Annotated in this window: 23 protein-coding genes and 1 pseudogene; 13 read left to right on the top strand and 11 right to left on the bottom strand. The window is 40.2% G+C overall.

All coding sequences use genetic code 11. From position 1 onward, the window contains the following. The first annotated feature begins 146 nt into the window (after positions 1–146). The 3 genes from DTW91_RS07665 (at position 147) to DTW91_RS07655 (ending at position 5,985) form a co-directional block, all read left to right on the top strand. Positions 147–2,366: an NADP-dependent isocitrate dehydrogenase gene (locus tag DTW91_RS07665; protein ID WP_125202799.1), complete on the top strand. Its 2,220-nt coding sequence runs from the start codon at positions 147–149 to the stop codon at positions 2,364–2,366. 293 nt (positions 2,367–2,659) lie between these two features. Continuing rightward, positions 2,660–5,056, top strand: a complete 2,397-nt coding sequence (locus tag DTW91_RS07660; RefSeq protein ID WP_125202798.1) for a hypothetical protein — start codon at positions 2,660–2,662, stop codon at positions 5,054–5,056. A gap of 101 nt (positions 5,057–5,157) precedes the next feature. Continuing rightward, a complete protein-coding gene (locus DTW91_RS07655; protein ID WP_125202797.1) occupies positions 5,158–5,985 on the top strand; it encodes an alpha/beta fold hydrolase in 828 nt (275 codons plus the stop codon). 50 nt (positions 5,986–6,035) lie between these two features. Here the strand turns inward: DTW91_RS07655 and DTW91_RS07650 are convergent, their stop codons facing one another. The 8 genes from DTW91_RS07650 to DTW91_RS07615 form a co-directional block, all read right to left on the bottom strand. After that, positions 6,036–7,058, bottom strand: a complete 1,023-nt coding sequence (locus tag DTW91_RS07650) for a pseudouridine synthase (RefSeq protein WP_125202796.1) — start codon at positions 7,056–7,058, stop codon at positions 6,036–6,038. 97 nt (positions 7,059–7,155) lie between these two features. Further along, the gene (locus tag DTW91_RS07645; protein WP_125202795.1) at positions 7,156–7,599 is read right to left on the bottom strand and encodes a DinB family protein; all 444 of its coding nucleotides are present in this window, start codon (positions 7,597–7,599) and stop codon (positions 7,156–7,158) included. Beyond that, complete coding sequence (locus DTW91_RS07640) at positions 7,599–8,753, bottom strand: methylmalonyl-CoA mutase family protein (protein WP_125202794.1); 1,155 nt, start codon at positions 8,751–8,753, stop codon at positions 7,599–7,601. The genes DTW91_RS07645 and DTW91_RS07640 overlap by 1 nt, the downstream gene beginning before the upstream one ends. A 15-nt stretch (positions 8,754–8,768) precedes the next feature. Beyond that, complete coding sequence (locus tag DTW91_RS07635; protein ID WP_125202793.1) at positions 8,769–9,119, bottom strand: FtsB family cell division protein; 351 nt, start codon at positions 9,117–9,119, stop codon at positions 8,769–8,771. A 53-nt stretch (positions 9,120–9,172) separates the two neighbouring features. Next, complete coding sequence (udk, locus tag DTW91_RS07630) at positions 9,173–9,790, bottom strand: uridine kinase (protein ID WP_125202822.1); 618 nt, start codon at positions 9,788–9,790, stop codon at positions 9,173–9,175. 109 nt (positions 9,791–9,899) lie between these two features. After that, positions 9,900–10,466 carry a hypothetical protein gene (locus DTW91_RS07625; RefSeq protein WP_125202792.1) on the bottom strand — a complete coding sequence of 189 codons (567 nt, stop codon included), beginning with the start codon at positions 10,464–10,466 and terminating at the stop codon, positions 9,900–9,902. Between the two features lie 97 nt (positions 10,467–10,563). Next, positions 10,564–11,121 carry a vancomycin high temperature exclusion protein gene (locus tag DTW91_RS07620; RefSeq protein WP_125202821.1) on the bottom strand — a complete coding sequence of 186 codons (558 nt, stop codon included), beginning with the start codon at positions 11,119–11,121 and terminating at the stop codon, positions 10,564–10,566. A 65-nt stretch (positions 11,122–11,186) separates the two neighbouring features. After that, positions 11,187–12,314: a 2Fe-2S iron-sulfur cluster-binding protein gene (locus DTW91_RS07615; protein WP_125202791.1), complete on the bottom strand. Its 1,128-nt coding sequence runs from the start codon at positions 12,312–12,314 to the stop codon at positions 11,187–11,189. A gap of 246 nt (positions 12,315–12,560) precedes the next feature. Between DTW91_RS07615 and DTW91_RS07610 the strand changes: the two genes are divergently transcribed. The 9 genes from DTW91_RS07610 to DTW91_RS07570 all read left to right on the top strand — a co-directional run bounded on the left by DTW91_RS07610 (position 12,561) and on the right by DTW91_RS07570 (position 21,954). Next, the gene (locus DTW91_RS07610; RefSeq protein ID WP_125202790.1) at positions 12,561–13,124 is read left to right on the top strand and encodes a TlpA family protein disulfide reductase; all 564 of its coding nucleotides are present in this window, start codon (positions 12,561–12,563) and stop codon (positions 13,122–13,124) included. Positions 13,125–13,173: 49 nt separating this feature from the next. After that, positions 13,174–14,139, top strand: a complete 966-nt coding sequence (locus tag DTW91_RS07605) for a FecCD family ABC transporter permease (protein ID WP_125202789.1) — start codon at positions 13,174–13,176, stop codon at positions 14,137–14,139. Then, positions 14,139–15,089 carry an ABC transporter ATP-binding protein gene (locus DTW91_RS07600; protein ID WP_228412685.1) on the top strand — a complete coding sequence of 317 codons (951 nt, stop codon included), beginning with the start codon at positions 14,139–14,141 and terminating at the stop codon, positions 15,087–15,089. The genes DTW91_RS07605 and DTW91_RS07600 overlap by 1 nt, the downstream gene beginning before the upstream one ends. A gap of 141 nt (positions 15,090–15,230) precedes the next feature. Next, complete coding sequence (locus tag DTW91_RS07595; protein ID WP_125202788.1) at positions 15,231–15,686, top strand: MarR family winged helix-turn-helix transcriptional regulator; 456 nt, start codon at positions 15,231–15,233, stop codon at positions 15,684–15,686. A 13-nt stretch (positions 15,687–15,699) separates the two neighbouring features. Continuing rightward, positions 15,700–18,099 (top strand): 3-hydroxyacyl-CoA dehydrogenase/enoyl-CoA hydratase family protein, encoded by a 2,400-nt coding sequence (locus DTW91_RS07590; RefSeq protein ID WP_125202787.1) that lies wholly within the window; start codon positions 15,700–15,702, stop codon positions 18,097–18,099. A gap of 38 nt (positions 18,100–18,137) precedes the next feature. After that, positions 18,138–18,500: a four helix bundle protein gene (locus DTW91_RS07585; protein ID WP_125202786.1), complete on the top strand. Its 363-nt coding sequence runs from the start codon at positions 18,138–18,140 to the stop codon at positions 18,498–18,500. A 47-nt stretch (positions 18,501–18,547) separates the two neighbouring features. After that, the gene (locus DTW91_RS07580) at positions 18,548–19,723 is read left to right on the top strand and encodes an acetyl-CoA C-acyltransferase (RefSeq protein WP_125202785.1); all 1,176 of its coding nucleotides are present in this window, start codon (positions 18,548–18,550) and stop codon (positions 19,721–19,723) included. A gap of 39 nt (positions 19,724–19,762) precedes the next feature. Further along, positions 19,763–20,119: a four helix bundle protein gene (locus DTW91_RS07575; RefSeq protein ID WP_125202784.1), complete on the top strand. Its 357-nt coding sequence runs from the start codon at positions 19,763–19,765 to the stop codon at positions 20,117–20,119. Positions 20,120–20,166: 47 nt separating this feature from the next. Then, the gene (locus DTW91_RS07570; protein WP_125202783.1) at positions 20,167–21,954 is read left to right on the top strand and encodes an acyl-CoA dehydrogenase family protein; all 1,788 of its coding nucleotides are present in this window, start codon (positions 20,167–20,169) and stop codon (positions 21,952–21,954) included. 57 nt (positions 21,955–22,011) lie between these two features. Here the strand turns inward: DTW91_RS07570 and DTW91_RS07565 are convergent, their stop codons facing one another. The 3 genes and pseudogenes from DTW91_RS07565 to DTW91_RS07555 all read right to left on the bottom strand — a co-directional run bounded on the left by DTW91_RS07565 (position 22,012) and on the right by DTW91_RS07555 (position 24,857). After that, positions 22,012–23,001, bottom strand: coding sequence for a hypothetical protein (locus DTW91_RS07565; RefSeq protein ID WP_125202782.1), 990 nt, complete (start codon positions 22,999–23,001; stop codon positions 22,012–22,014). Between the two features lie 25 nt (positions 23,002–23,026). After that, positions 23,027–24,168, bottom strand: a pseudogene (locus DTW91_RS07560) (DUF763 domain-containing protein). 326 nt (positions 24,169–24,494) lie between these two features. Further along, on the bottom strand, positions 24,495–24,857 hold the full coding sequence (locus tag DTW91_RS07555; RefSeq protein ID WP_125202781.1) for an arsenate reductase family protein: 363 nt from the start codon (positions 24,855–24,857) through the stop codon (positions 24,495–24,497). A gap of 349 nt (positions 24,858–25,206) precedes the next feature. On the opposite strand from DTW91_RS07555, the gene DTW91_RS07550 reads away from it, so the two are divergent. Next, positions 25,207–25,674, top strand: coding sequence for an acyl-CoA thioesterase (locus DTW91_RS07550; RefSeq protein WP_125202780.1), 468 nt, complete (start codon positions 25,207–25,209; stop codon positions 25,672–25,674). Positions 25,675–25,924: the final 250 nt, after the last annotated feature.

The following is a 25,924-nucleotide window of genomic DNA, read 5'->3' as shown; positions in this document are numbered from 1 at the left end:
ATTCTAATTTAATAAAATTTAACTTTTGATGGTTTTTCAAAATAGAATTTTGTACCGATTGCAACAAAAATCATAGTGTTTGCGCTAAAACATCATGATAAAATACGTATTTTTGTGATCCGAAACGAAACCAAATCAAATAAATAATGTCAGAAAAAACAAAAATTATTTACACGCTTACGGACGAAGCACCGATGCTTGCAACCCACTCTTTTTTGCCTATCGTAAAGGCTTTCACATCGGTAGCAGCGATTAATGTGGTACCGAAGGACATTTCTCTTGCAGGTAGAATTCTTGCAAATTTCCCCGAATATCTTTCCGACGGGCAAAAGATGGGTGATGCTTTGGCAGAATTGGGAGAATTGGCCACGAAACCGGAAGCCAACATCATCAAATTGCCCAACATCTCGGCATCGGCACCGCAATTGGAGGAGGCCATCGCAGAACTGCAATCCAAAGGATATGCATTGCCTAATTATCCGGCAGAGCCGAAAAATGACGACGAAAAAGCGATCAAGGCCAAATACGCCAAGGTTCTGGGTTCGGCCGTAAATCCCGTTTTGAGAGAAGGAAACTCCGACAGACGCGCACCGAAAGCGGTGAAAAATTATGCAAAAGCAAATCCTCATAAAATGGGCGCTTGGTCTGCCGACAGCAAAACCGATGTTGCACATATGAACAGCAACGATTTCTACGGGACAGAAACTTCTACAACCTTAGAAAAAGATTCCCAATTCAAAATTGTGTTCTTTGGTAATGATGGAACTGAAAAAATCCTCAAAGACCTTGCACCGTTGAAATCCGGCGAAGTAATAGATTCTTCTGTCCTGAACATCCGTTCATTGAAAACTTTTGTGGAGAAGGCTATAGAAGAAGCCCAACAACGCGACGTTCTGCTTTCGGCGCATTTGAAAGCTACTATGATGAAGGTTTCGGATCCCATTATCTTTGGGGCAATCGTGGAGACTTACTTTAAAGATGTTTTCGAAAAATATAAAGACACCTTCCAAGAACTGGATGTGAATCCCAACAACGGCCTGCAAAATCTTTATGATAAAATCGCAGGCACGCCTCTGGAAGCAGATATCAAAGCAGATATCGATAAGGCATTTGCGGTCGGTCCCAAAGTCGCAATGGTGAATTCCGACAAAGGCATTACCAACTTCCACGTTCCTTCGGATGTCATCGTCGATGCGTCTATGGCGGCTCTCATCAGAAATGGGGGCAAAATGTGGAACAAAGAAGGCGCCGAAGAAGACTCGCTGGCCATGATTCCGGACCGTTCCTATGCCGGCTTCTACCAAGCGGCGATTGATGATATGAAGAAAAACGGGGCGTTGGATCCCCGAACTATGGGTTCTGTCCCAAATGTCGGATTGATGGCTCAGAAAGCGGAAGAATATGGATCGCACGACAAAACTTTTCAGGCAGAAGCCGACGGCGTGATCAAAGTTTTGGACGAACACGGAAATACTTTGTTGGAACAAAAAGTAGAAAAATTCGACATCTTCAGAATGTGCCAGACCAAAGATGCAGCCATCCAAGACTGGGTGAAACTGGCGGTAAAAAGAGCAAGATTGTCCGAAACACCGGCAATTTTCTGGTTAGACAAAGATAGAGCGCACGACAGAGAAATGATCAAAAAAGTGGAAAGATACCTGAAAGATCACGACACCTCGGGGCTCGACATCCGAATCCTTGATATAAAAGATGCGATGACGGAGACGCTGAAAAGAGCAAGAGAAGGCAAAGACACCATCTCGGTTTCCGGCAATGTATTGAGAGACTATTTGACCGACCTTTTCCCTATTCTGGAATTGGGAACTTCTGCCAAGATGTTATCTATCGTGCCATTGATGAATGGTGGCGGGCTTTTCGAAACCGGTGCAGGAGGATCTGCTCCCAAACATATCGAGCAGTTCATCGAGGAAGGCTATCTTCGTTGGGATTCTCTCGGCGAGTTTTTGGCTTTGCAAGCTTCTTTGGAACATCTGGCACAGACTCAGAACAATCCTAAAGCGCAAATCTTAGCCGACGCGCTGGACGAAGCGAATGCCAAATTCTTGGCGACCAACAAATCACCGGGAAGAAAATTGGGAACCATAGACAACCGAGGTTCGCATTTCTATCTGGCGATGTATTGGGCAGAAACTTTGGAAAATCAAAGCAAAGATGCGGAGATCGCGGCCAAATTTGCGCCCGTTGCAAAAGCCCTGCAAGAAAACGAAAAGCAAATCAACGAAGAATTGATCGGTGCGCAGGGCAAACCGCAGGATATCGATGGCTACTACAAACCGGATTTCGAAAAGACCGATGCCGCCATGAGACCATCCAAAACCTTGAATACCATTATCAACGCCATCTAAACGGTGTTAAATATTCTATAAAACCCTTGACAAATGTTGAGGGTTTTGCCTTTTAATTATATTTTTGGGCAGCTTAATCCGTCTTCTCTTCCCAACCCTAATGGTCTGCTTCAACGTCGTCCATCTTTTTATTGAGAAAAAAGATTTGCACTCCGGGCGAGTTGCGGTTTCGGTACATAACGTAACATTCAAAATGATAAGACGTAAATTTGTCATTCCGGAGGGAATCTCATTAAGTGCCAATCGTTGTATAAAAATTATTTTAAATAAAAAATTTTAATAAGCTTTGTGATATGAAAAAAATCCTCATTTTTTTTCTTTATGTCGTCGGGATGTCCCAGCTCAATGCGCAAGACCGCATAGATAAAGCCATCGAAAATCTGGAGCAGAATTATACTCAAGAAAAAGTGTATCTGCTTCTGGATAAAGATCGATATGTCGTGGGAGACAATCTCTACTTCAAAGCATTTGTCTTCAATGGATACGGCCGCTCCACGATTTCTAACACACTTTTCGTAGAACTCTATGATCACAACAAAAATCTGGTAGATAAAAAAACGGTTTTTCTGACAAAGGGCGAAGGCGACGGCACATTTACCCTGAATGAGTTTCTGAACGAAGATATTTATTTCATACGCGCTTATACCACTTGGATGGCAAATTTCCCCGAGGAATTTAATTTTATGAAACAGGTTCCGATTTATAATCCTAACTCGGATCAGAAATTAGTCCTCGACAAAAACACCAAATGGACCGCCAACGCCTTTCCCGAAAGTGGAACTTTTATTGACGGCGTCCCCACGAAAGTAGCTGTGAGGTTATATTCTCAAGGCATTCCACCGGCCAGTTGGAGTGGCTACGTCATCGATCCGGATAAACCAAATGAAAAAATAACCACTTTTAAAAATCTGGATGAAAATGTAAGTGCTTTTACCATGACGCCAAAAATTGGAAAAACCTACAAGGCAATTTTAGAAGATAGCAACGGCGCTAAACAAAGCATCACGTTACCGCCGGTGTCGGGCTCGGGCATTAATCTTCAGCTATCCGCCGATGCAAAAGGTATTGCTTACAAAATAAAAGGTGGTCAACTGGTAAATGGCCTGAAGGGCTACACAATCATCGGTACTATTAATAATCAATTGGTGTACAGAGCTAATATAAAAACCACCGAAAGCGAAGTTTCAAGCCTCATCCCAAACCAAGTCAGCAATGATGAAACCGTCATTATTAATCTTACCATTTTCGACGATAAACAAAATGCTGTTGCTCAAAGACTCTTCTTCGTCAATCCTAAAAATCTGAATATCGATCGGCCAACTTTGGCTTTTTCATTGAATAATGAGCCACGGGCTTTCAATAGTTTCGACATCGAACCCGATGGCGATTATGCAAGCTATACGGTCTTGGTAAAGGAAAAAAATCTCTCGGAGCCACAGAATGAAAACACATTGCTGAGCGCTAAATGGCTGACAGGCGATTTCATATCGCCGATTTTCAATCCCGGACAATATTTCGAAAAGACAGCCAATCCGGAAGCACTCGATGCCATCTTAATTTCGGAAAAATGGAATCGATACGATTGGGATGCGCTCTTAGCAGGCAAGAGTCCTGAAATAAAATACAAACCTCAAAAGAACCTTTCTTTCCGAGGGAAAGTGACCAACAACGGCCGTTTCATACCAAACAAAACCATCAACCTGATGCTTCAGACCGCGCATTCGGACAAAAATTTTGTACCCTTGGTGACGGATGACAACGGTTTTATCTATTTGGATAATATCTATTTTGACGAGCCTTTGACCGTGTCTTATTACCTTAATAAAGACAAAAACCAGACGAGCGAATCCGACAATCTCAATATCACATTTCAGCCATTGGTAAGCAATGTTGCTTATAAAAATCCGCTACCGGCCACAAACTATCGCTTGGTAAAAGATAAAAATGCGGCGCAAGATCCCGCGATTGCGAAAGCACTCCAGAACAAAAAAAACCGGCAAAGCATCGAGGACTTCAATCGGGAAACGCTAATCCAAGAAGTGAATGTAACAAAGAAGGTGGATAAAAAGGCCGAACTCGACAAAGAATTGTCAAGCGGGAAATTTAGCAGTTCGAATGCAACGATATTTGATTTGGTCAATGAAAACAAAGACGCCCAAAGCTCCCAAAACATCTTGCAATGGCTGCAGGGGCGAGCCGCGGGGCTCACTTTTACGATAGACAGTTCCGGGAATTACATCCCGAGCATTCGGGGTTCGCAAGCGAGTCTTTATCTGGACGAGATACCCGTGGACGCCGGCATGATCAGCTCTTTGCCCATCAGTTCTATTGCAATGGTAAAAATCTTGAAAGAGGGTGGCTTGGTTTCGAACGCGATTGCTATTTACACCAAAAAAGGTAATATGATTGCCGAGGAAGAAAGAAATACAGAGAAGACTAACAAGTTGGTTTTGAGGGGCTATGACCGATCCGTCGAATTCGAACTGCCAGACATTACCAGCGATGCCTACAAAAAAATAAGCAAAGATACCCGCGAAACCTTGTATTGGAATCCGAATCTTTCCGAAGATGGCGGTCTGGCACCCCGGGTGAAATTCTTCAACAACGACGAGGCCAAAAACCGACAAATCATCATCATCAGTTTTGATCCCAATGAGCGATTGCTCTATTACAACGAGATTATCAAGTAGATATTCACACTTCTAAAAGAGTTTTAATTTTTATTTTAGATAAATCTTTTTTATGGTCTGATGTTTGGAGAAAAATAATCATTATTAAAAAATCTACCATTATGCCTTACATCACCAAAGAAATTGATCCCGATTACAGCATTTATTACGAAGATTTCGGAGACGGACAACCTGTTATCTTAATTCACGGTTGGCCACTCAGCAGCAAATCCTGGGAACCTCAGGTTGGCGCTTTGTTAGACGCCGGCTACCGTGTCGTCACCTACGACCGACGAGGATTTGGGAAATCTCAGCCCACGCCCGGCGGATACGATTACAACAGTCTTTCGGACGATCTTCTGGAAGTTATCAGCTATTTGGATCTCCAAAATGTGGTTCTGGTCGGGTTCTCGATGGGCGGCGGAGAAGTCGTTCGGTTTCTTACCAACCACGGCTCAGAAAAAGTAAATAAAGTGGCTTTGATCTCCTCCATCATTCCGCTCGTTAAGCAGAAAGAAGACAATCCAGACGGCGTTCCTGAAAGCGCTTTGAACGAGATTCTGGAAAATCTGAAAAAGGATCGTGTCACTTTCCTCGAAGGTTTTCATAAAAATTTCTATGGTTATGGATTTCTGTCGCAGACCGTAAGCCAAGCACAGCTGAACTACGATTGGAGCGTGGCTTCACAAGCTTCGCCATTGGCGACGATAAAATGTGCAGAAAGCTGGGCAAATACGGATTTCCGTCCGGAACTTAAAAACGTGACAGTTCCTACGTTGATCGTCCACGGAGATGCTGACAAAGTGGTTCCTATAAAAACTGCGGGCGAACAAGCGGCGAAAGGAATTGCCAATAACCAATTTGTTGTTGTCGAAGGCGGACCTCACGGACTGAATGTGACCCACGCAGAGGAGTTGAATGAAATTTTGCTTAATTTTCTAAGGAGTTAGCAAAAAATAGATTACAAAAAAAGGCTGAATTCGTCCAGCCTTTCTATTTTTTACAACATTTTCAGGTTGTTCACTTCTTGTTCCGTAAGAATCCGCCAGTGGCCTCTTTTGATGTTTTTCTTGGTAAGTCCCGCAAACATCACTCTATCCAGAGCTTCTACTTCGTAACCCAACTTTTGGAAAATTCTGCGGACTACTCTGTTCCAGCCGATATGGATTTCGATCCCAACTTCATTTTTCGGTTTTCCTTCGATGAAAGAGATGCTGTCAACTTCGGCAACACCTTCTTCCAGACGGATGCCTTCCGCAATGAGTTTCATATCATCATTAGTCAATTTCCTGTCCAGTGTCACGTGATAGATTTTTTGGATGGAAAATGACGGATGTGTTAGTTTTTTCGTAATATGACCATCGTTGGTCAGTAGGATCACACCAGTCGTCTGTCTGTCTAACCTTCCAACCGGTAAAATTCTGTATGGAGAAGCATTTGCCGTCAAATCCATCACGGTTTTTCTTGCTTTTTCGTCTTTGGTGGTCGAGATGTAGCCTTTCGGTTTGTTCAATAATACATAAACCGGCTTTTCTGGTGTAATATTCTGATTATCAAAGACTACGCGATCGGTTTTCTGAACCTGATAGCCCATTTCTGTCACCACTTTTCCATTGACTTCCACAAGACCTTGCGCAATGAGCTCGTCTGCTTCTCGCCTGCTGCAGATGCCGGAATTGGCGATGTATTTATTGAGTCTTACGGTATCTTTATGAACTTCTTTGCTGATTTTTTCCAATCTTCTTTTTTGGATGAAGGATTTGGTTTTGTCTTCGGAAGTTTCCGGTTTTACGTAAGGTTTTTTGTTAAAGGGCTTTTTGTCGCCTTTTTCATATTTGTCCCGGCTGTCAAAGTTGCGTTCGCCGCCCCGGGTCGTTTTAGGTTTACGAGCATTGCTGGAAGGGCGGTTGCCGGCAGAGCTTGGTCCTTTCTCCCCAGAGTAGCGGGAACTACCGGAAGGTTTGCTGCTGCCTGCGCTTCTTGGTTTCTTGTCTCGTTCAGGTCTTTTGCCTTCTCCGCTCATTTTGAAAAAATTTTTGCAAAGATAGTGAATTAGTTAGCAGTGATGGATTCTGAGTTTAAGAATTCTGAAATTGAAAACAATGTAATTTCAAATTTAATTAAAGTCTTTTATAAAAGATATAATCTGTATTGATGGGTTCGAGTCCCGCTTGTCTCATCAGCATTGCAATTTGTCCACGATGATACGTCGAATGGTTGACCAAATGAAAAAAAATTTCTTGAATCGAATTTTCAAATGAGGCGCCTTTGGAGTTGTTGTAGCTTAGGATTTCTGAAAGTTCCCTTTCCTCGAGAATTTTGATGCTATCGGCGAGATTTGCAGAATTAATATTCACTAATAATTGATCAGGATTAATTTGCCATACCTCAAATTTGTCTTCATTAAGGATTCTCGCATTCCAAATCTGATGCGCATTGAGAATATGATTCAGAATATGCTTACTTTTCTCGCACCAGAAAGAAGAATTTGTAAAAAAATTTTCTATCAGCAGGTGGTTGAAGTGCTGATTATATTTCAGAAGATCGTGGAAATGTGCTTTCATTATTCAAACATTTCTGCCAAACGAACCGGTTTTATTTCAGAAGAATTATAAAGGTCTGAAACCGATTTCTTAACTTCCAGTTTCGGATAAAGGTTGACACCAACGATTTTAATTTTCCCTTCTTCTACCCAGCTTTGTTCTTTGATAGCTTGTTCGAAAATCATTTTTTGGATTTCTCCGGATTTCAATAATTCCAAATAACCTCCTTTTTCCTCGATATCAAGGAATGATTTCCAAGATTTTTCGGCCAATTGTTGCGTAATATCTTCCACGAAATAGCTGCCGGCAGTCGCATCTTCAAAAACATTGATGATGCTTTCATAAGCCAACACAATTTGCTGTTTGAATGAGATTTCTTTGGAAAGTTCGGTCGGATTTTCTACCTTGTAATTGTTGCTATAGACCGCATCTGCACCGCCAATCATCGCCGAAGCCAATTCTAAAGTGGAACGGATTAGATTATTTTCCTGATCATTTTTCGCCTTGTTTCGGAACGAAGTTTCCACAAAAATATAAGGAATCAAATCTTTCCCAAATTCCTTAGAAAACTGATTGAAAAGATATTTGAAAGCCCTGATTTTTGCAATTTCAAAAAAATATTGGCTTCCTACTGCAAAGCGGAAAATCAATTGATTTAAAACTCCGGAACCAAATTTCTCAACCAGTTCTTTAGATTTAGCTAAAGCAAAACTTAACTGATGAATGATGGAAGCGCCGGAATTCTGATGAAAACTGACATCAATACAAATATTTCTATCGAAGTTTTTGGATAATAATTCCCCGGCAAGATGTTCATTAATTAAAGCTTTTTGGTCATCAGAAAAAACATCAATCAATGAAAAATAACGGTTGGAATCTTCCGTCAAAATATGTTCTGCTAAATCGGCATTATTGATGAAAACCGCTTTTTCTTCCAGATTATCAACATTTTCGTTGATGAGGAATGCGAACGCCTGCTCATCCAAGCCTTTCTGATAATCTGCTACCAAGTGCGTGCTTTCTTCGATTTTTGGAACGTGTTGATAGTCCGACTGGTTGTAATAAAAAGGTTTTACAACAATGTTTTCCAAGTTCTCCTTTTGCAGAATCTCGTAGATATTGTCGGTTTTGAGTTGCTTTTTTACGAGCGCTTCCCACTCTTCCAATGTATTCATTCTGTGAGTTTTATGTTACTTCTTAGCCATTTTGGAACTATCGACTACTAGGATGAAAATTTCTTCATTGGGTTTTTTCATAAAGTAATTTTCTCGCGCATACTTTTCCTTTTCGGCTTTATCGTTCATCAGTTTACGGTAAAATTTGTCATTCTTTTCGTATTCTGTTTTATAAAAATTAAGCTGTTTTTCGTAGCGTTTGATCTCGCCATTCAGTTCATTGATGACCAAAAAAGAAGTGCTGTCGAAGAAGATCATCCAGATCAAAAAACCTACAAGCGTCAGCAAATATTTGTTGAAAACATACCTTTGGAAAAACCTGCGTGTCGGAGATTTTTTCTTGATGTCTTTGATTAATTCTTTCATATTGAAAATATATTATTTCTAAGGCAAAATGATATCGCAAAGCGACTTCATAATTAATGAACTTTTTTAAGCGAATTATTGATAACAGTCGTCAGAAAATCAATGGCAACCGAGTTTTGTTTCATATTTGGGACAATCAAATCGGCTTCGTTTTTGGAAGGCTCGATGAATTCCTGATGCATCGGTTTGAGAGTCGTCTGATACCTATGGAGGACTTCTTGCAAATCGCGCCCTCTTTCCTGCGTGTCGCGTCGGATTCTTCGGATCAGTCTCTCGTCGGAATCGGCATGAACAAAGACTTTCAAGTCAAATTCCTTCAGTAGTTCTTTATTGGTCAAAACCAAAATACCTTCTACAATCAAAACATTTCTCGGCTCTACGGTTACGTGATCTCCGGTTCTGGAGTGCGTCACGAAAGAATAAACCGGCTGCTCTATGCTTTGATGATTTTTCAATGCTTTCACGTGGCGCAGCAGCAAGTCGAAATCGATGGATTTCGGATGATCATAGTTCAGGACTTCCCTCTCCGAAAGCGTCAGATTGGGATTGTCGTGATAATAATTGTCCTGAGACAACACGTTGACTCCTTCTACATTCAGCTGTTGGAGAATTTTGTTGACCACCGTCGTTTTTCCGGAACCGGTGCCTCCGGCAATTCCTATCACGAGCATCCTTTTCATTTTTTACAAAAATAATATAATTTTATTTGCCGTCGGTTTATAAAATTGAAAAGTTGAAGATTCAATCCAAAAAGAAAGACCAGTGAAAACTGGTCTTTATCTATCGCGATCCGCTTCTTCGGGAGTTATCTTGAGGCGCGGCTGGCTGAGCAGGATTATTTTGCGGAGCAGATTTTGGCGGATTCTGCGGCCGGATGCGCACATTATTTTGAGGCTGAGTTCTTGTTCCGCTATTAGCCCTGGGCTGCATTCGAACCGTATTTGGAGATGGGTTTCGCGTGGCACTATTTACCTTCTGTGGTGCCTCAACACTCTTTTGGGTTCGCGTTGCATTTTGTTGCGTTCTTGTGGTGGACGGTATTCTTGCATTATTCGGAATCTGATTTTGCAAATAATTTCTTTTCGGAGATACAATCACAGTAGTTCGGTTTCTGTTTTTCGGGACATAAACAACGCCATTTTGGTAGTAATTGTTATTATAATCCAGATAAACCACGTTGGGAGCGTACCAAAAGCCATCCGGCGACTGGTAATATCCGGCTCTGTAACCATCCGAGAATCCCTGAGAATAGGGATCAGCAGCCGCATATCCGCCGCCGCTTGTAGTACAAGAGAACACAACGAAGCTGAGAAGAGACAGAGCTACCATTTTTGTTATATTTTTCATTTTATTTCTCATTATAATCATTTTATTTGGAATCTTATATAGTCACAAAGAATCTGCCAAATCTAAATTCAGCAACTTTTTATTTAAATTAAAAAATTCATTCTTCCGGAGAAATGCCCAAAATATAATAAAAAACGGCAAGATCGCGCGCGAGAAATTCCCGGGTGTGATTCCTATAAAAACTTTCATTTTTGGTCACATCTTGCGCATCAAATCCCAAGGCATTCATCCCGTTGTTTCTGGCAAAAAACAAAGCGCGCATATTGTGGAAACCCTGCGAGACGATGATGACGTTTTTCTGCTTATAGATATTTTTGCAGTTCAGGATGCTTCTGTGCGTGTTGAAGCCTTTTGGATCTTTGATAATAATCTCCTCCGGGACGCCTTCATTATAAACCAAAAAATTCTTCATCGCTTCGGGCTCATCATAATTTTCACTTTTCTCTCCGCTCACGATGATTTTTTTGATTTTTCCGTGATGATAAAGTGTGCCGACTGCATCCATTCTTGCTGTAAAATAGGGATTGGCAACGCCGGAACGCATCTTGGGCGAGGTTCCCAGCACCAAGGCACAATCTCTCGGTGGCACTTGGCTGATCTTGGTATAGGTGCGGCCGCTCGTCAAGGCATACACCCAAAAATTGGCCAGAATCATCAGCAAAATTCCCAATTCCAAAAGCCGAAAAGCGATTTTCAAAATATTGAGTGCTCTACCCATACTCAAATTATATCAAAATCCAAAAATATCTCCTTACTCATTGCAATTGCCGTACAAGGTAAGATTTTTCCCTGATCTTTTTCGTGATCGGTGAGATATTCGTCTTCGGTCATATCCACTTTGCCCGCTCTCAAATAGCAAAGACAGCTGCCGCAAACACCGGATTTGCAAGAATATGGGAGATTGTACCCCAGATCCAATAGCTGATGCAGGATCTTTCTTTCGTTATTTTTCAGGATAATGCCGTCTTTTTCAATGTGATTGAATTTGATTTTGACTTTCACATTTTCTATCAGTGGAAACTCCTTTTCGCGCGGATAGATATCCTCGTTGTAAGCTTCAAACAGTTCAAAATGAATATTTTTTTTTGGGATTCCGTGGTTGTAGCAGGCGTTTGCGACAGATTTTATCATTGGCCCGGGACCGCAGATCAGGACTTCATCGGTATTATCCCAGATTGTGGATTCCTCATCGTCTTCATCCAGATGCAAAAGTTGATTGATAATCAGCGAAACTTTCTTTTCATCGATTCTCCCCTCGAACAGCTTGTCTTTCACCGATTCCTGGGAAAGAAAATAAAAACATGCCAGCCGGCCTGCATATTGTTTTTGAAGATTTGTCAATTCATCTTTCAGGATGATGTCTTCCTCGCTTTTGTTTCCGTAGAAGAGAAAGATCCGCGTCGATTTTTCTTCATAAAGAATATTTTTGATGTGACTGATAATGGGCGTAATGCCGATGCCGGAAGCAAATGCGATGATGGTTCGTTTTTCATTGGGCTTGGAGCGCAGAAAGAAACGGCCTTGAGGTTCGCTCACAGAAATCTCATCTCCGACGTCATAATTTTCGAAAAGAAATTTTGTGGAGCTGCTATCGCCATTGATCTTGATGGCCAAAGCTATTTTTTCTTCAAAAGGTGCCGACGTAAAGGAATAATCGTTCCGGATTTCCCTTTCTTGGAAGTGATATTTCAACGTGACACATTGGCCCGCTTTGTAATCATATCGCGATTTCAGCTCAGGTGGAACTTCCAACTCCAGCGCAAATGCATGTTTGGTCAGTTGTTGTTTTTTAGCTATTTTTAGCCTGTGAAACTGAGGCTGATTGGCTACTGTTAATAGATTCTCCATTGTCAAGAACCAAATTTAATGAAATTTGACAGAAGAAAAAATCTAAATTTGCCGAATACTGTTTAATATGAACTATAGACCTACCGAGTTTTTTTTGACGCTGCATTTTTAGTTTTACAAAGTTGTGAAACTTATAAGAAAATGAAAAAAATTCTTATCTAAGCAAAGCGGCTTTGCGAAGCTCAAACATTTATTAATAAACGATCTCAATAAACTTTGTCTTCAAATTATTATAGAATTAAAATTATGAAAAAAATTATCATCTACTCCATCTTGTCAATGAGCTTGTTAGCTTGTAAAAAGAATAATGAAAAAGTAGCTGAAACTCAGGCCAAAGAAGACTCTATACAAGTTGAACCTTCAAAATCCGAAGCTGACGTTGCAGAATTGGCGGAGTTTTCTCCGGAAAAAATATCCAATTACCTTCAGAATAATCATCCCGATACTTTGTATGTGACCAATTTTTTCGCCACTTGGTGCGGACCGTGCGTGCGCGAAATTCCTTTTTTTCGCAAGAAAATGAATGAATTAAAAGGCCAGCCCGTCAAGTTCACCTTTGTAAGTCTGGACAACAAGAGCGATTGGAATAGTGCAGTGCCTAATTTTGTAGATGAACAAAACATCAGAAAACAAGTAGTTCTGTTAGACGGAAGTCTTTTGAAACCTGAGTTTTTCAAGCAAAATTTCAAAACTTGGACAGGCGAAGCAATTCCTTTTACTTTGATGAAAAAAGGCGATAAATCTGATGAAACCATCGGATCGATGAGTGAAGAAGCCCTTGACCGCAAGATAAAACAGCTGCTAAATTAATTATGTGAAAATCTGCACAATATATAACAGAATTAATGCTTGATAACCGATGAAACGCTTTCCCGTCATAGTTTTCTTGCTTGTGATGTGCAGCATTCTGGCTTTTGTTATCAATTTGAATACAGGTTTTGCAAAACTCACGTTTTCCGATTTTTTGAATTCAAATAAAGAAAATTTTCAAATCGCGGGATTCCGAATCAATCGCGCTTTAGCAATGATTTTGGCCGGAATTGCAATCCCGACGAGTGGTTTTCTTTTGCAGGAATATTTCAAAAATCCTTTGGCCGGACCGGATGTTTTGGGAATCACGTCGGTTTCCGGTTTGTTTGTCGCGTTTTACATTTTCTTTTCGCAGGATATTCCGATTCCGGATTTTCTGCAGAACAGTTTCATCAGCTTGTCATCAATTCTTGGAAGTGTAGTTCTGATGTTGGTTTTGCTTTTATTTTCCAATCGATTTCGCGACAAAAGTTTCATCATAATTTTCGGTTTTCTGATTTCTGCTTTGGCTGGCGCCATTGTTTCTTTTCTTCAATTTTATGTCGAAAGTCAAAGTTTGAAAAACTATATTTTATGGACTTTCGGAGCGAATAACCAAGCCAATTTTTCTCAAATTTCCATCTTAACCATTTTAATAATTATCGGATTCTTTTTCACTTTCAAATCTATCAAACCGTTGATTGGTAATGCTTTGGGATCGGCTTATGCTCAGAGTTTTGGTGTCAGCCAATCGAAATTGAAAATCAGTATTATTCTCGCTTCTTCTATTCTATCGGCTTCTGTGACGGCTTTTTTGGGGCCGATTTTATTCATTGGCGTTGTGGTGCCGCATTTTTGCAGAATGCTTTGGAATCCCGCTCAGCTTTGGCATCAATGGATTTTGAATATCGTTTTGGGAATTTTGATAATGCAGGTTTTTTCGATTATTTCAGAACTCAGTCAGTTTCCGATTAATATTATTACGACGTTTTTTGGGATTCCGGTGATATTGTTGATGCTAATTAAAAAGAAATGATGATGAATTTTCTCAAAATAATTAACGCATCCATCGGATATTCAGAACCATTAATTTCTGACATCAATACTTCCTTAGAATTAGGCGAAGTCTGTCTTTTGATGGGCAATAACGGCATTGGAAAAACGACTTTAATCAAATCAATTCTCGGACAGAATAAACTTTTGAACGGCGAAATTTCAATCAACGGAAAATCAATTCAAACACTAAATCCAAACGAAATAGCTTCCAAAATTGCCATCGTCTTTTCAAAATCCGAAATACCTGAAAATTATACCGTTACAGATTTAATTTCACTTGGAAAATACATTCACTATCCTTATTATTTTAAATTGAATGAAAAGGATAAAACTGAAATCGATGAAATAATTGATCAGCTAAATCTTACCCAATTTAGAAGTAAAAAATTAGCAGAACTTTCGGATGGAAATCTTCAAAAAGCTTTTATTGGAAGAGCTTTGGCGCAAAATTCTCCTTTCATTATTTTGGACGAACCCACCACGCATTTGGACGAAGAAAACAAATTGATGATTCTTTCTTTAATTCGAAATTTAGCAAAAAATGAAAATAAACTGATTCTTTTTTCGTCCCACGATTGGCGATTGGCAAAGGAATTTTCGGATAAAATCTGGTGGTTGAAAAACAGAAAACTCACCAGCGGCATTGCGGAAGAAGTCATCCTCAGCAATCCTGAATTAATAACCCCAAAAATCCTCGAATTCAACCCAAATTTTCGACCGCCGGAAATAGATGCGCCAAATTTGGAAAAAGAAATGATGTTTTCGTTTCTTCAAAAAAACTTTTCTGCAGATCTGCAAAAATTCAAACTGACCTTCCAAAATGATCAATGGGAACTGAAAATGGGTAATTTTTGTGACAATTATCATACTTTCTCAGATGTGAAACAATCGCTACAATTCCTTATCAATAGTGGCGATACCGAACATTGAAAGAATTACAATTTTTTAATTATTAAGTTTTGCATAACAATTAAGTCGCAACAAATCAAATAGTTACATATTCTATCACGGAAATACTATGCATGCATAGTATTTTTTTTATATTTGTAAAAAGCACTCAATATGATCACTATGGAAAAGAAAACTTCCGAAAAAGTCGAAAGCGTGGACTTGATGCTCAAGTCTGCTTGGTTGGCAGTCTCGAAAATGTATTCCGATCAGGCCTCATTGTACAATTCCACTGCGGTTCAGGCACTTACATTACTAAAAATCGATCCGAAAGAAGGAACGAGAAGTACCAATCTGGGTCCTAAAATGGCGATCGAACCTACTTCTCTCACAAGAATCATCAAACTTCTGGAAGACAACGGCTACATCTACAAAGAAAAAACCACCACTGATAAACGTGAAGTTATCATCAAGTTGACGGAAAAGGGAATCCATTCCAGAAACTTATCAAAGGAAGTGGTGCTCAATTTTAATAAAAAAGTGCTGGAAAGGGTTCAGCCGGAGAAATACGAGATCTTCAAAGAAGTGATGAACGAAATTCTCAAAATTGCTAATGAACGTAATTATAGAAACAAATAATAAATCTCAATAAATGAACAGAAAAATAAAACACGTAACGGTTCTCGGCTCCGGCGTGATGGGCTCCGGAATTGCCTGCCACTTAGCTGGCAACGGGATTCAGGTTTTGATGTTGGATATGCCTCCCAAAGAATTGTCGGACAAAGACAAAGCAGCGGGCGCAAATCCAGAAAGTAAAAAGTTCAGAAACAGCGTGGCGCAAGGGCATCTTGATAACGCCCTGAAAAGCAACCCCTCGCCGATCTACGACAAATCCTTCGCTTCCCGAATTACGGTTGGAAACTTCGAAGATGATTTGGAAAAAATCAAAAATTCGGATTGGGTAATCGAGGTTATCGTGGAAAGATTGGACATCAAGCAATCGATGTTCGAGAAAGTGGACAAGCTTCGCAAACCCGGCACTTTGATCACCTCCAACACCTCTGGAATTCCGATTCACCTGATGTCGGAAGGAAGGTCAGAAGATTTTCAGAAGTATTTCTGCGGAACGCATTTCTTCAATCCGCCACGATATTTGAAATTATTCGAAGTGATTCCGGGACCGAAAACCGACAAATCGGTCGTTGATTTCTTGATGTCGTATGCGGAAAAATTCCTTGGGAAAACCACGGTGCTTTGCAAAGACACGCCGGGCTTCATCGGAAACCGAATCGGCGTTTACTCTATGGCCAAAATTATGGAACTCACGGAGGAAATCGGCTTGACCATTGAGGAAGCCGATGCTCTGACGGGCGATTTGCTGAACCGCCCAAAAACCGGAACTTTCAAATTGGGAGATTTGGTTGGTCTCGACACCGCCGTCAGTGTTACAAAAGGCTTGCAAGCCAATCTAAAAGATGACGAAATGGTGCAGGCGCTTAAGGATTCTAAAACTCTGAATTATCTGATCGAAAATAAATTCTTTGGAGATAAAAGTAAAAAAGGATTCTATTATAAAGAAAAAGATGCCGGCGGAAACGTCAATCGTTTTGTGCTTAATTATCAGACACTTGGCTACGAACCTACGAAACAACCGAAACTTCCTATCGTGCAAGCAGCTAAGGAAGCCGGAAGTCTGAAAAACCGTTTGCCGATTTTGCTGAAAGATGAAACCAAAGCAGGCGAACTGATTAGAAAACATTATGCTTCGCTTTTTGCCTACGTTTCGCAACGCGTTCCGGAAATCACCGACGTATTCTACTCCATCGATGATGCGATGAAAACCGGCTATGCGTGGAAATACGGACCTTTCGAAAACTGGGATTTTCTAGGCGTGCAGAAAGGAATCGACTTGGTGGAAAGCGAAGGTTACAAAGTGGCCGATTGGGTGAAAGAGATGCTGGCAAACGGCAATGACTCTTTCTACAAATTGGAAAACGGAAACCAACTATTCTATAACCAAAATTCAAAAGCATACGAACCTATTCCCGGGAAAGATACCTTTATAATTCTAGATTATATCAGAAAAGAAAAGACCGTTTGGTCCAATTCTGAATCTGCATTGATTGACCTTGGTGACGGCATTTTGAACTTCGAATTCCGTTCAAAAATGAACACGTTGGGCGGCGGTGTTTTGGAAGGCATTAGCAAATCTATAGAGATCGCAGAGAAGGATTATCGCGGTTTGGTCATTGGCAATCAAGCCGAGAATTTCTCAGTGGGCGCCAATCTTGCGATGATTATGATGATGGCCGCTGAGCAGGATTGGTATGAGCTCAATATGGCCGTTGCTCTGTTCCAATCAACTTCTATGAAACTGAGATATTCATCCATTCCGGTAATAGCAGCACCGTTCGGTATGACGCTGGGCGGCGGCTGCGAATTCTCAATGCATTCAGACAAAATCGTAGCAGCAGCGGAGACGTACATCGGTTTGGTAGAAGTTGGCGTTGGTCTCATTCCGGGCGGCGGCGGTACCAAAGAGTTTGCCCTAAGGGCTTTGAAAGGAACCCTTCCAGACGATGTCAAAACCAATCATTTGAGAAATTACTTTATGAACATTGCAACCGCAAAAGTAGCGACTTCTGCGCACGAAGCCCGGCAAATGGGGATTTTGACCGACAAAGACATCATTGTTGTCAATAGAGATCGTCAGATAGCCGAAGCGAAACGTCAAGCAATTGTGTTGGACGAATTGGGATATACACCGCCAGTTCCGGAGAAGGTAAAAGTGCTCGGCAGCGAAGCAATGGGAATGTTCTACGTTGGAACCGACCAAATGGTTGCCGGCGGTTATGCCTCAGAACACGACCGACTCATCGCAAACAAAATCGGCTACGTGATGACGGGCGGAAATCTTTCCGAACCAACGGAAGTTTCAGAACAATATCTTTTGGATTTGGAAAGAGAAGCCTTTCTCTCCCTTTGCGGCGAGAAAAAAACTTTGGAAAGAATCGCCGGAATGCTGAAGACAGGTAAGCCGGTGAGAAACTAGATGTTTTGTAAAATGTAAAAAGTATTAATGTATTAACGATGCACAATTTTAGAGATTTAGAAGTTTGGACAAAATCGATGAAACTTTGTAAAACCTTTTACTTGTCTTCTAATAATTTTCCACAAGAAGAATTGTTCGGATTGACTTCTCAGGCAAGAAGAAGTGTAATTTCAATTCCGTCTAATTTTGCTGAAGGTGCTGGTCGTGATACAAATGCTCAATTTTCTCATTTTCTGAATATTGCATTAGGCTCATCATTCGAATTTGAAACCCAAATATTAATTGCTAAAGATTTGCAATTCTTTAAAAATGATGATTTTAATATCATTTACTCCGAAATCAAACACATACAAAATATGTTAGCAAAATTGAAGCAGAATTTTAATACTCAAACATTTTAAAATCGTAAATACATTTTACATTAATACCTAAATACAACAAAATAAAAATGGAAGCATACATAGTAACAGGATACAGAACAGCAGTGGGCAAAGCGCCGAAAGGTTCTTTGCGTTTTACCCGCCCCGATGATATGGCGGCAACTGTGATAGAACGTCTGATGAAAGATGTTCCAAACCTAGACCCCGCCCGCATCGACGATTTGATTGTCGGTTGCGCGATGCCGGAGGCAGAACAAGGACTCAACGTCGCAAGGCTGATTTCATTAATGGGATTGGACACCGACAAAGTGCCGGGCGTGACGGTAAACAGATATTGCGCATCAGGATCGGAATCGATTGCGATTGCATCAGCGAAAATCAAAGCCGGAATGGCAGAATGCATCATCGCTGGTGGTGCAGAAAGTATGTCGTACATCCCAATGGGCGGCTACAAACCAATTCCTGACACCGATTTGGCAAAGAAACATCCCGATTATTATTGGGGAATGGGACTGACGGCAGAAGCCGTAGCCAACGAATTCAAAGTCAGCCGAGAGGAGCAAGATCAGTTCTCCTTCAACTCTCATCAAAAAGCCATTAAAGCCATTAAAGAAGGAAAATTTGAGCGTCAGATTGTTCCAATTGATGTAAAATATAATTTCCTGGACGACAAGGAAAAAGTGCAGACCAAGGAATATGCGTTTGAGCAAGATGAAGGCCCAAGAGCGGATACTTCCTTGGAAGCTTTGGCGAAATTGCGGCCTGTGTTTGCAGCCAATGGCTCTGTGACGGCAGGAAATTCTTCTCAAACTTCCGACGGCGCTGCTTTTACGATGATAATGTCCGAAAAAATGGTAAAAGAATTAAACCTGACACCGGTAGCGCGGCTGGTCTCCTATTCCACCGTTGGCGTTCCGCCAAGAATTATGGGAATCGGACCGATGTACGCCATTCCAAAAGCGTTGGAACAAGCTGGGCTCAAACAATCCGACATCGATTTGTTTGAATTGAATGAAGCTTTTGCTTCTCAATCTGTAGCTATCGTACGAGAATTAGGATTGAATCCGGACATCGTGAACGTGAACGGCGGCGCCATCGCACTTGGGCATCCACTTGGCTGCACCGGCACAAAATTAACCGTCCAACTTCTCGACGAAATGAAACGCAGAAACAGCAAATACGGCGTCGTGACAATGTGCGTGGGAACAGGTCAGGGAGCGGCGAGTGTGTTTGAGTTGCTATAGACAAGGAGAAAAAAGAATAAAGAGAAAAGACTTTTATTAATGAAACATAACTTTAAGAATCTGAATGTTTGGAAATTATCCCTCGAATTAGCAGATGAAATTTATGCAATTACAGAAAGTTTTCCTAAAAATGAAGAATTCGGTTTGAAATCTCAAATAAGAAGATGTACAATTTCGGTTGCTTCCAATATTGCAGAAGGTTCAAGCAGAACTTCACAAAAGGACTTTAATAGATTTTTAGAAATCAGTTTGGGCTCTCTTTATGAATTACAAACGCAGATAATAATTTCTTCAAGAAGAGATTATATCGAACAATCGAAATTTGAATTAATAGAAAATAAAATCACCGAATTACAGAGAATGATTTCAGGCTTCCAAAAAACATTGCATTGGTAAGTCTTTAATCTTTTCTCTTTATTCTTCAATCAAAAAAAATATTATAAATGAGTACCGAAACCAAAACACTGAACGGCGGCGAATTTCTCGTAAAAGATATCACTGCCCAAGACATCTTCAGCATCGAAGAACTTTCTGAAGAACAAAAAATGCTACGGGATTCTGCAAAAGAATTCATCGATAAAGAAGTCGTTCCCAACAAGGAAAGATTTGAGAAAAAAGACTATGCTTACACGGAAGAAGTGATGCGGAAAATCGGAGAAATGGGATTCTTAGGTCTCGCCGTTCCGGAAGCATATGGCGGACTGGGAATGAGCTTCGTCTCTACCACGCTGGCTTGCGATTATCTGTCCGGTGCAACGGGTTCTTTAGCAACTGCTTACGGCGCCCATACCGGAATCGGTACTTTGCCCATCTTGCTTTACGGTACCGAATACTTGAAAAACAAATACCTCCCGGACTTGGCTGTAGGAAACAAATTCGGTTCTTATTGTTTGACAGAGCCCGAAGCAGGATCTGATGCCAACAGCGGAAAAACAAAAGCCAGATTGTCGGACGATGGCAAGCATTACATCATCAACGGACAGAAAATGTGGATCTCCAACGCCGGTTTTGCAGACACTTTCACTTTTTTTGCCAAGATAGACGACGACAAAAACATCACCGGTTTTGTCATCAACCGTTCGGAGCTGGAAAATCCGGATAGTTTGACCTTCGGCGAGGAAGAACACAAATTGGGCATTCGCGCATCTTCTACCCGTCAGGTTTTCTTCAATGATCTGAAAGTTCCGGTAGAGAATCTTTTAGGCGAAAGAAATAACGGTTTCAAAATTGCGCTGAATGCACTGAATGTTGGCCGAATCAAGCTGGCAGCCGCTTGTCTTGATGCACAAAGAAGAATCTTTAACCATTCTTTGAATTATGCGGCAGAGAGGAAGCAATTTGGCGTTTCTATCAACACGTTCGGAGCCATTCGCAAGAAGCTGGCGGAGATGGCAACCGGCATTTTCGTGAGCGAAGCAGGCACCTACCGAGGCGCAAAAGATATCGAAAACAAAATTGAGGAATTCGTTTCAGGAGGAATGCAGCACGAGCAAGCAGAGCTGAAAGGTGTGGAGGAATTTGCGGTAGAATGTTCTATCCTGAAAGTTTACGTTTCCGATTTGGCGCAGCACACCGCAGACGAGGGCATCCAAATCTTTGGCGGAATGGGCTTCTCCGAAGATACGCCGATGGAGGCTGCCTGGAGAGATTCCAGAATATCCAGAATCTACGAGGGAACTAACGAAATCAACCGACTTCTTGCCGTGGGAATGCTCATCAAACGGGCAATGCAAGGCAAAATCGACCTTTTGACGCCTGCAAAAAATGTAGCTAAAGAATTGATGGGAATACCTTCTTTCGACCTTCCGGATTATTCAGAATATATGTCTGAGGAAAAAGAAGTCATCAAAAATCTGAAAAAAGTATTCCTGATGGTTTCCGGATCTGCCCTTCAAAAATATATGACGGAAATCGAGCAGCAACAACATCTGCTTCTGAATGCTTCCGAAATCCTCAACCAAATTTATATGGCAGAATCGGCCATCCTGAGAGCTGAGAAACATTTCGATACCGACTCTGTGGAAGCTGCGATGGCAAGACTGAATCTTTATAAAGCGGTGGAAATCGTCTCAACCAGCGCCAAAGAAGGCATCGTATCTTTCTCCGAAGGCGACGAACAAAGAATGATGCTGGCAGGACTTAGACGTTTTACAAAGTACGTCAACACGCCAAATCCGATTGCCTTGACAGAAAAAGTTGCCGCTCATTTTATTGGGAAAGGGTCTTACTAAATTATCAATTTAAAATAACCGAAAACGCCTAAGAAATTTCTGAGGCGTTTTTTGATGCTAAATAATATTTTTGTTATAAATTTCCAACGCAGAATTAAAATTTTGAGATTTATATGATTTAATATTATTCAAATATTCTACAATTTTTTCAATGTTTGCTGGTAATTCAAATTTATAATTTATAAAATTGTAATTTGAATAAACTTGATTCAATTTTAAGGCTTCTATTTCTGAAAATATTGGTAATAATTGGTTTTTTGGTTTTACATTTTTATCGACTAGATTAATATCGATTTTAAGATAACTATTTATAGTATTTAATATATTAACTATTCTGATAAAAGGATGTGGGTGTTTTCTTTCATAGTAATAAATTTCGCTCTCACTATGTTCAAAATTTGAAATATAATAGTACAAGTTTGAACAAATTATTTGAGTAAAATATTCCACAGAAATCTCCAACATAGAGTCACTAAAATGCTGTCTACAATATTGACTAATATGTCTTGCTAATTGAATCGAACTAAATGTATCAGCGTCAATCTCTTGATAATGTTTTTCTTTTTCATATGTATTTAAAACTGATTCTTCATCTAATTCGTAAAATTTATCACTTTTTGTGAATTGTAATAGATGTGCAAACTCGTGATAAAATGTAAATAAAAAGCAGAATTGATAAATTAATCTTTCAACTGGAATATCAAGATATTTTGAAAATTTTTCGTGTCTTTTATTGTATTCTATTAATTCATCATTTTTTAATGTCCTATTGACTACATTGACAACTAATCCCGATGTGAATTTTATTATATATGTGTTTTTATTAAATCCAGCATAAGCATTATTATTAAAGGCATTTTTATAAATTAGATAAAAATTTATTAAAGAATATTTATTAGCTTCGAACTCAAAAATTTTAAAAAGTTCATTGTATATATACTCAAAATCAGAGAAATAATCTGAGAATTCAAAATCAGTAAAAATCTCAGTTTGGTCAATAAAACCAGTCATTATCAATTTATCAATCTTAAGTAAATATTTTTCCATAATTATTCAATTTCAAACTAATTAATCAAAACAAACTCAACTGTATCCCACCATTTGGTTTCAGCGGCTTCGCATCACCAAAAACTGTTTTTCCGCCGTATTGCCAAGAGTTTTGTCGCTCCTCTTCTATCACTTTTTCAAGATTAAAATCCGGCGTAAAGTCCGCTTCTGTTCTCAACGCGATCTCGTGAAGTTTTTTGATGGCTTGGCTCTTATCCATATTTCCCAACTTAGATTTCTCGATGCCGGTTCTTAGGATAGCAATGGTTTCGTCGTAGGTTTTTGTAGGCACAGGAAACGGATGTCCGTCTTTCCCGCCGTGTGCAAAAGAATATCGCGCAGGGTCTGCAAATCGGGAGGGCGCACCGTGAATCACTTCACTTACAAGCGCCAAAGACTGCATCGTTCTGGGACCAACGCCTTTCAGCATCAGCAATTCCTCAAAATTCTCGGGCTGATTTTCTCTCGCCAACCAAAGAATATTCCCCAGTTTTTTCATATCCACATCGTTGGCCAAAACCTCGTGATGCGCCGGCAAAATCAACCTTTGGAAATCCTGCATCCATTTGTCGGAATCGGTTTTTGTGATGTCAACAATGCCGTTTCTGCTTTGTTCTGCTTGGGAAGAAGTCAGATTGAGAATATTTCCACGATTCACACCTGAAATCCCGGTATGAGGCTCATTCACAAAAGAACTCACATTCTCAGAAAGCCAATGATAACGCCTCGCCGTGCCATCGGAATCGTGCATCCCTTGCTGAACAACCGCCCAATTTCCTTCGTCGGACAAAATAAAATTATGAAGATAAAGCTGATAACCATCTTGGATAGCCGTGTTATCAACTTTCGCAGAAAGTTTACTGCATCGGACGAGTTCCGTGCCGTCAAGTCCCGTGGAATCTGCAATTTTCAGAAGCTCGCTGGGCGTTTCTTTAGAAAATTTTCCTTTTCCGCCGGCAATGTAGATTCCGAGCGATTTAGAATTCGGATTGATGGCACGTTTCAAAGCACCCATCACAGAAGTCGTGATGCCGGAGGAATGCCAATCCATCCCCATCACCGCACCAAAACTTTGGAACCAAAACGGGTCTGCCAGTCTTCTCAGAACTTCATCTTGCCATAATCGGTCAGAATCACTTCCACGATGGCGAGCCCGAGTTTCGACATACGCTCATAAAGCCAAGCCGGAACGTGGCCATAATGTAGCGGGAGATCTGCAGTTCCGGAACGTTTCATTGTGTGAAATTACAATTAATTTTCTGTGTTGGAAAAATCGTTAAACCACAAAAGTCACAAAAGTAAATCCTAAAAAAAGAGATCTTTGGGATTACGAAAAACTCACTTTTGTAGGACATCTTGTTTTTTTTTTAACTTTTCTTAAAACGCAAAAAACATTGGCTTTTGTAGTTATTGCGTAAATCAAAATGGTTTTAAACTAAAAAAAATCCGAAACGATGCGCGCTCCGGATGATTTATTGTACAAATTTGATGTCTTAATTTTCTTTCTTGGATAAGAAATATTCTTTTAATTTGCCGAGATTGATTTTGTCGCTGCCTATGAAAATTTCATCTTCGGTGAGGAAGACCGGGCGCTTCAAATAGGTGTAATGATCCAACAGCAATTCTTTGTAATCCTTTTCCTGAAGGGCTTTTGGATCTAGTTCCTGTAATTTGATCTGATTGGATTTTTTGTTGAAAAGCGCTTCGTAAGAACCCGCTAATTTGTACATATCTTCTACTTCCTGCTCTGTGATGGGGTTGATTTTGATTTCTCGCATTTCCCAATCTCTTGTATCATATTGACCCAATATTTTTCTACAAGTATCGCAAGTTTTAAGATAAAATACTTTTTTCATTTTGCATAAATACGGATTTTTTTTCACATGGAGCGTATGTCGTCGTCTTTTCCTCTATTGCAACCACGGTAACTGTCTCATTTCATTGATTTTTAAGGCTCAAAGCAATGTTTTTTTCTTTACAGCATCCACATTGGCATTTATAACATTTGAAATTCGGAGCGGCAATGAACCGGAAATTGTTACAGAGTTTTAATCTAAAATCTCAATTATCGATTAGATTTTTATAAAATTTATTATCGGGATTAGTAAGAATCTACGGGATTTGAAATTGGACATCGCGAAATCGAAATGCTGCAGAATACCCAAAAAACATTTGAAAACCTTACATTTGATAAAATTTTAAAAAATGGACAATAAACCAATTACTTTCCAATTTATTTCGGAGCCTACAGATGTCAATTTCGGCGGCAATGTCCACGGCGGAAGCGTTATGAAATGGATAGACCAAGTGGGCTACGCGTGTGCAAGTACCTGGTCTTCAAGTTATTGCGTTACCGTGTATGTAGGAGGCATCCGTTTTTATCAACCCATCAAAATTGGTGAAATTGTGAAGCTGGAATCGCACGTGATCTACACTGGAAACACGAGTATGCACATCGCCATCGACGTCTATTCCCGAAAAATAAATGAAAAGACCTACGAAAAGAAAACGCACTGCATCATTGTTTTTGTAGCAGTTGATGAAAATGGAAAGTCTGTGCAAGTTCCAAAATGGATCCCAAGCACAGAAAATGAAGTTCAAATGCAGGAATATGCCATCAAACTGATGAATCTGCGCCGCAACATCGAAGACGAGATGAAACCCTTCTTGTAACTCGGAAAATCAACTAAATCCTGATAAAAAACTCAAAAAACATTTGCATTTATCAAAATCATCTTTATATTTGCTACCATCAAAACGACAGTTCTATCTGTCATTTTAAAAAGAATTTAATCAACCGATGAAATCAATGAACACAAATAACTGGTGGTGGCTTTCTTACTCGTTGTCGGGTCTGAAAGGATTATCGGTGTTCTAAATTTTGAACTTGCTATATCTCAATCATCATAAGACTTTGACAATT

Source organism: Chryseobacterium sp. SC28 (genome assembly GCF_003932955.1).
Taxonomy (GTDB): domain Bacteria; phylum Bacteroidota; class Bacteroidia; order Flavobacteriales; family Weeksellaceae; genus Epilithonimonas.
Note: the sequence above shows the minus strand (reverse complement) of the source record. Positions and strands in the feature narration are given on the sequence as shown.

Coding starts and splice junctions, on each gene's coding strand:
- DTW91_RS07665 (WP_125202799.1), top strand. CDS start 147: ATGTCAGAAAAAACAAAAATTATTTACACGCTTACGGACGAAGCACCG.
- DTW91_RS07660 (WP_125202798.1), top strand. CDS start 2,660: ATGAAAAAAATCCTCATTTTTTTTCTTTATGTCGTCGGGATGTCCCAG.
- DTW91_RS07655 (WP_125202797.1), top strand. CDS start 5,158: ATGCCTTACATCACCAAAGAAATTGATCCCGATTACAGCATTTATTAC.
- DTW91_RS07650 (WP_125202796.1), bottom strand. CDS start 7,058: ATGAGCGGAGAAGGCAAAAGACCTGAACGAGACAAGAAACCAAGAAGC.
- DTW91_RS07645 (WP_125202795.1), bottom strand. CDS start 7,599: ATGAAAGCACATTTCCACGATCTTCTGAAATATAATCAGCACTTCAAC.
- DTW91_RS07640 (WP_125202794.1), bottom strand. CDS start 8,753: ATGAATACATTGGAAGAGTGGGAAGCGCTCGTAAAAAAGCAACTCAAA.
- DTW91_RS07635 (WP_125202793.1), bottom strand. CDS start 9,119: ATGAAAGAATTAATCAAAGACATCAAGAAAAAATCTCCGACACGCAGG.
- udk (WP_125202822.1), bottom strand. CDS start 9,790: ATGCTCGTGATAGGAATTGCCGGAGGCACCGGTTCCGGAAAAACGACG.
- DTW91_RS07625 (WP_125202792.1), bottom strand. CDS start 10,466: ATGAAAAATATAACAAAAATGGTAGCTCTGTCTCTTCTCAGCTTCGTT.
- DTW91_RS07620 (WP_125202821.1), bottom strand. CDS start 11,121: ATGATTCTGGCCAATTTTTGGGTGTATGCCTTGACGAGCGGCCGCACC.
- DTW91_RS07615 (WP_125202791.1), bottom strand. CDS start 12,314: ATGGAGAATCTATTAACAGTAGCCAATCAGCCTCAGTTTCACAGGCTA.
- DTW91_RS07610 (WP_125202790.1), top strand. CDS start 12,561: ATGAAAAAAATTATCATCTACTCCATCTTGTCAATGAGCTTGTTAGCT.
- DTW91_RS07605 (WP_125202789.1), top strand. CDS start 13,174: ATGAAACGCTTTCCCGTCATAGTTTTCTTGCTTGTGATGTGCAGCATT.
- DTW91_RS07600 (WP_228412685.1), top strand. CDS start 14,139: ATGATGAATTTTCTCAAAATAATTAACGCATCCATCGGATATTCAGAA.
- DTW91_RS07595 (WP_125202788.1), top strand. CDS start 15,231: ATGGAAAAGAAAACTTCCGAAAAAGTCGAAAGCGTGGACTTGATGCTC.
- DTW91_RS07590 (WP_125202787.1), top strand. CDS start 15,700: ATGAACAGAAAAATAAAACACGTAACGGTTCTCGGCTCCGGCGTGATG.
- DTW91_RS07585 (WP_125202786.1), top strand. CDS start 18,138: ATGCACAATTTTAGAGATTTAGAAGTTTGGACAAAATCGATGAAACTT.
- DTW91_RS07580 (WP_125202785.1), top strand. CDS start 18,548: ATGGAAGCATACATAGTAACAGGATACAGAACAGCAGTGGGCAAAGCG.
- DTW91_RS07575 (WP_125202784.1), top strand. CDS start 19,763: ATGAAACATAACTTTAAGAATCTGAATGTTTGGAAATTATCCCTCGAA.
- DTW91_RS07570 (WP_125202783.1), top strand. CDS start 20,167: ATGAGTACCGAAACCAAAACACTGAACGGCGGCGAATTTCTCGTAAAA.
- DTW91_RS07565 (WP_125202782.1), bottom strand. CDS start 23,001: ATGGAAAAATATTTACTTAAGATTGATAAATTGATAATGACTGGTTTT.
- DTW91_RS07555 (WP_125202781.1), bottom strand. CDS start 24,857: ATGAAAAAAGTATTTTATCTTAAAACTTGCGATACTTGTAGAAAAATA.
- DTW91_RS07550 (WP_125202780.1), top strand. CDS start 25,207: ATGGACAATAAACCAATTACTTTCCAATTTATTTCGGAGCCTACAGAT.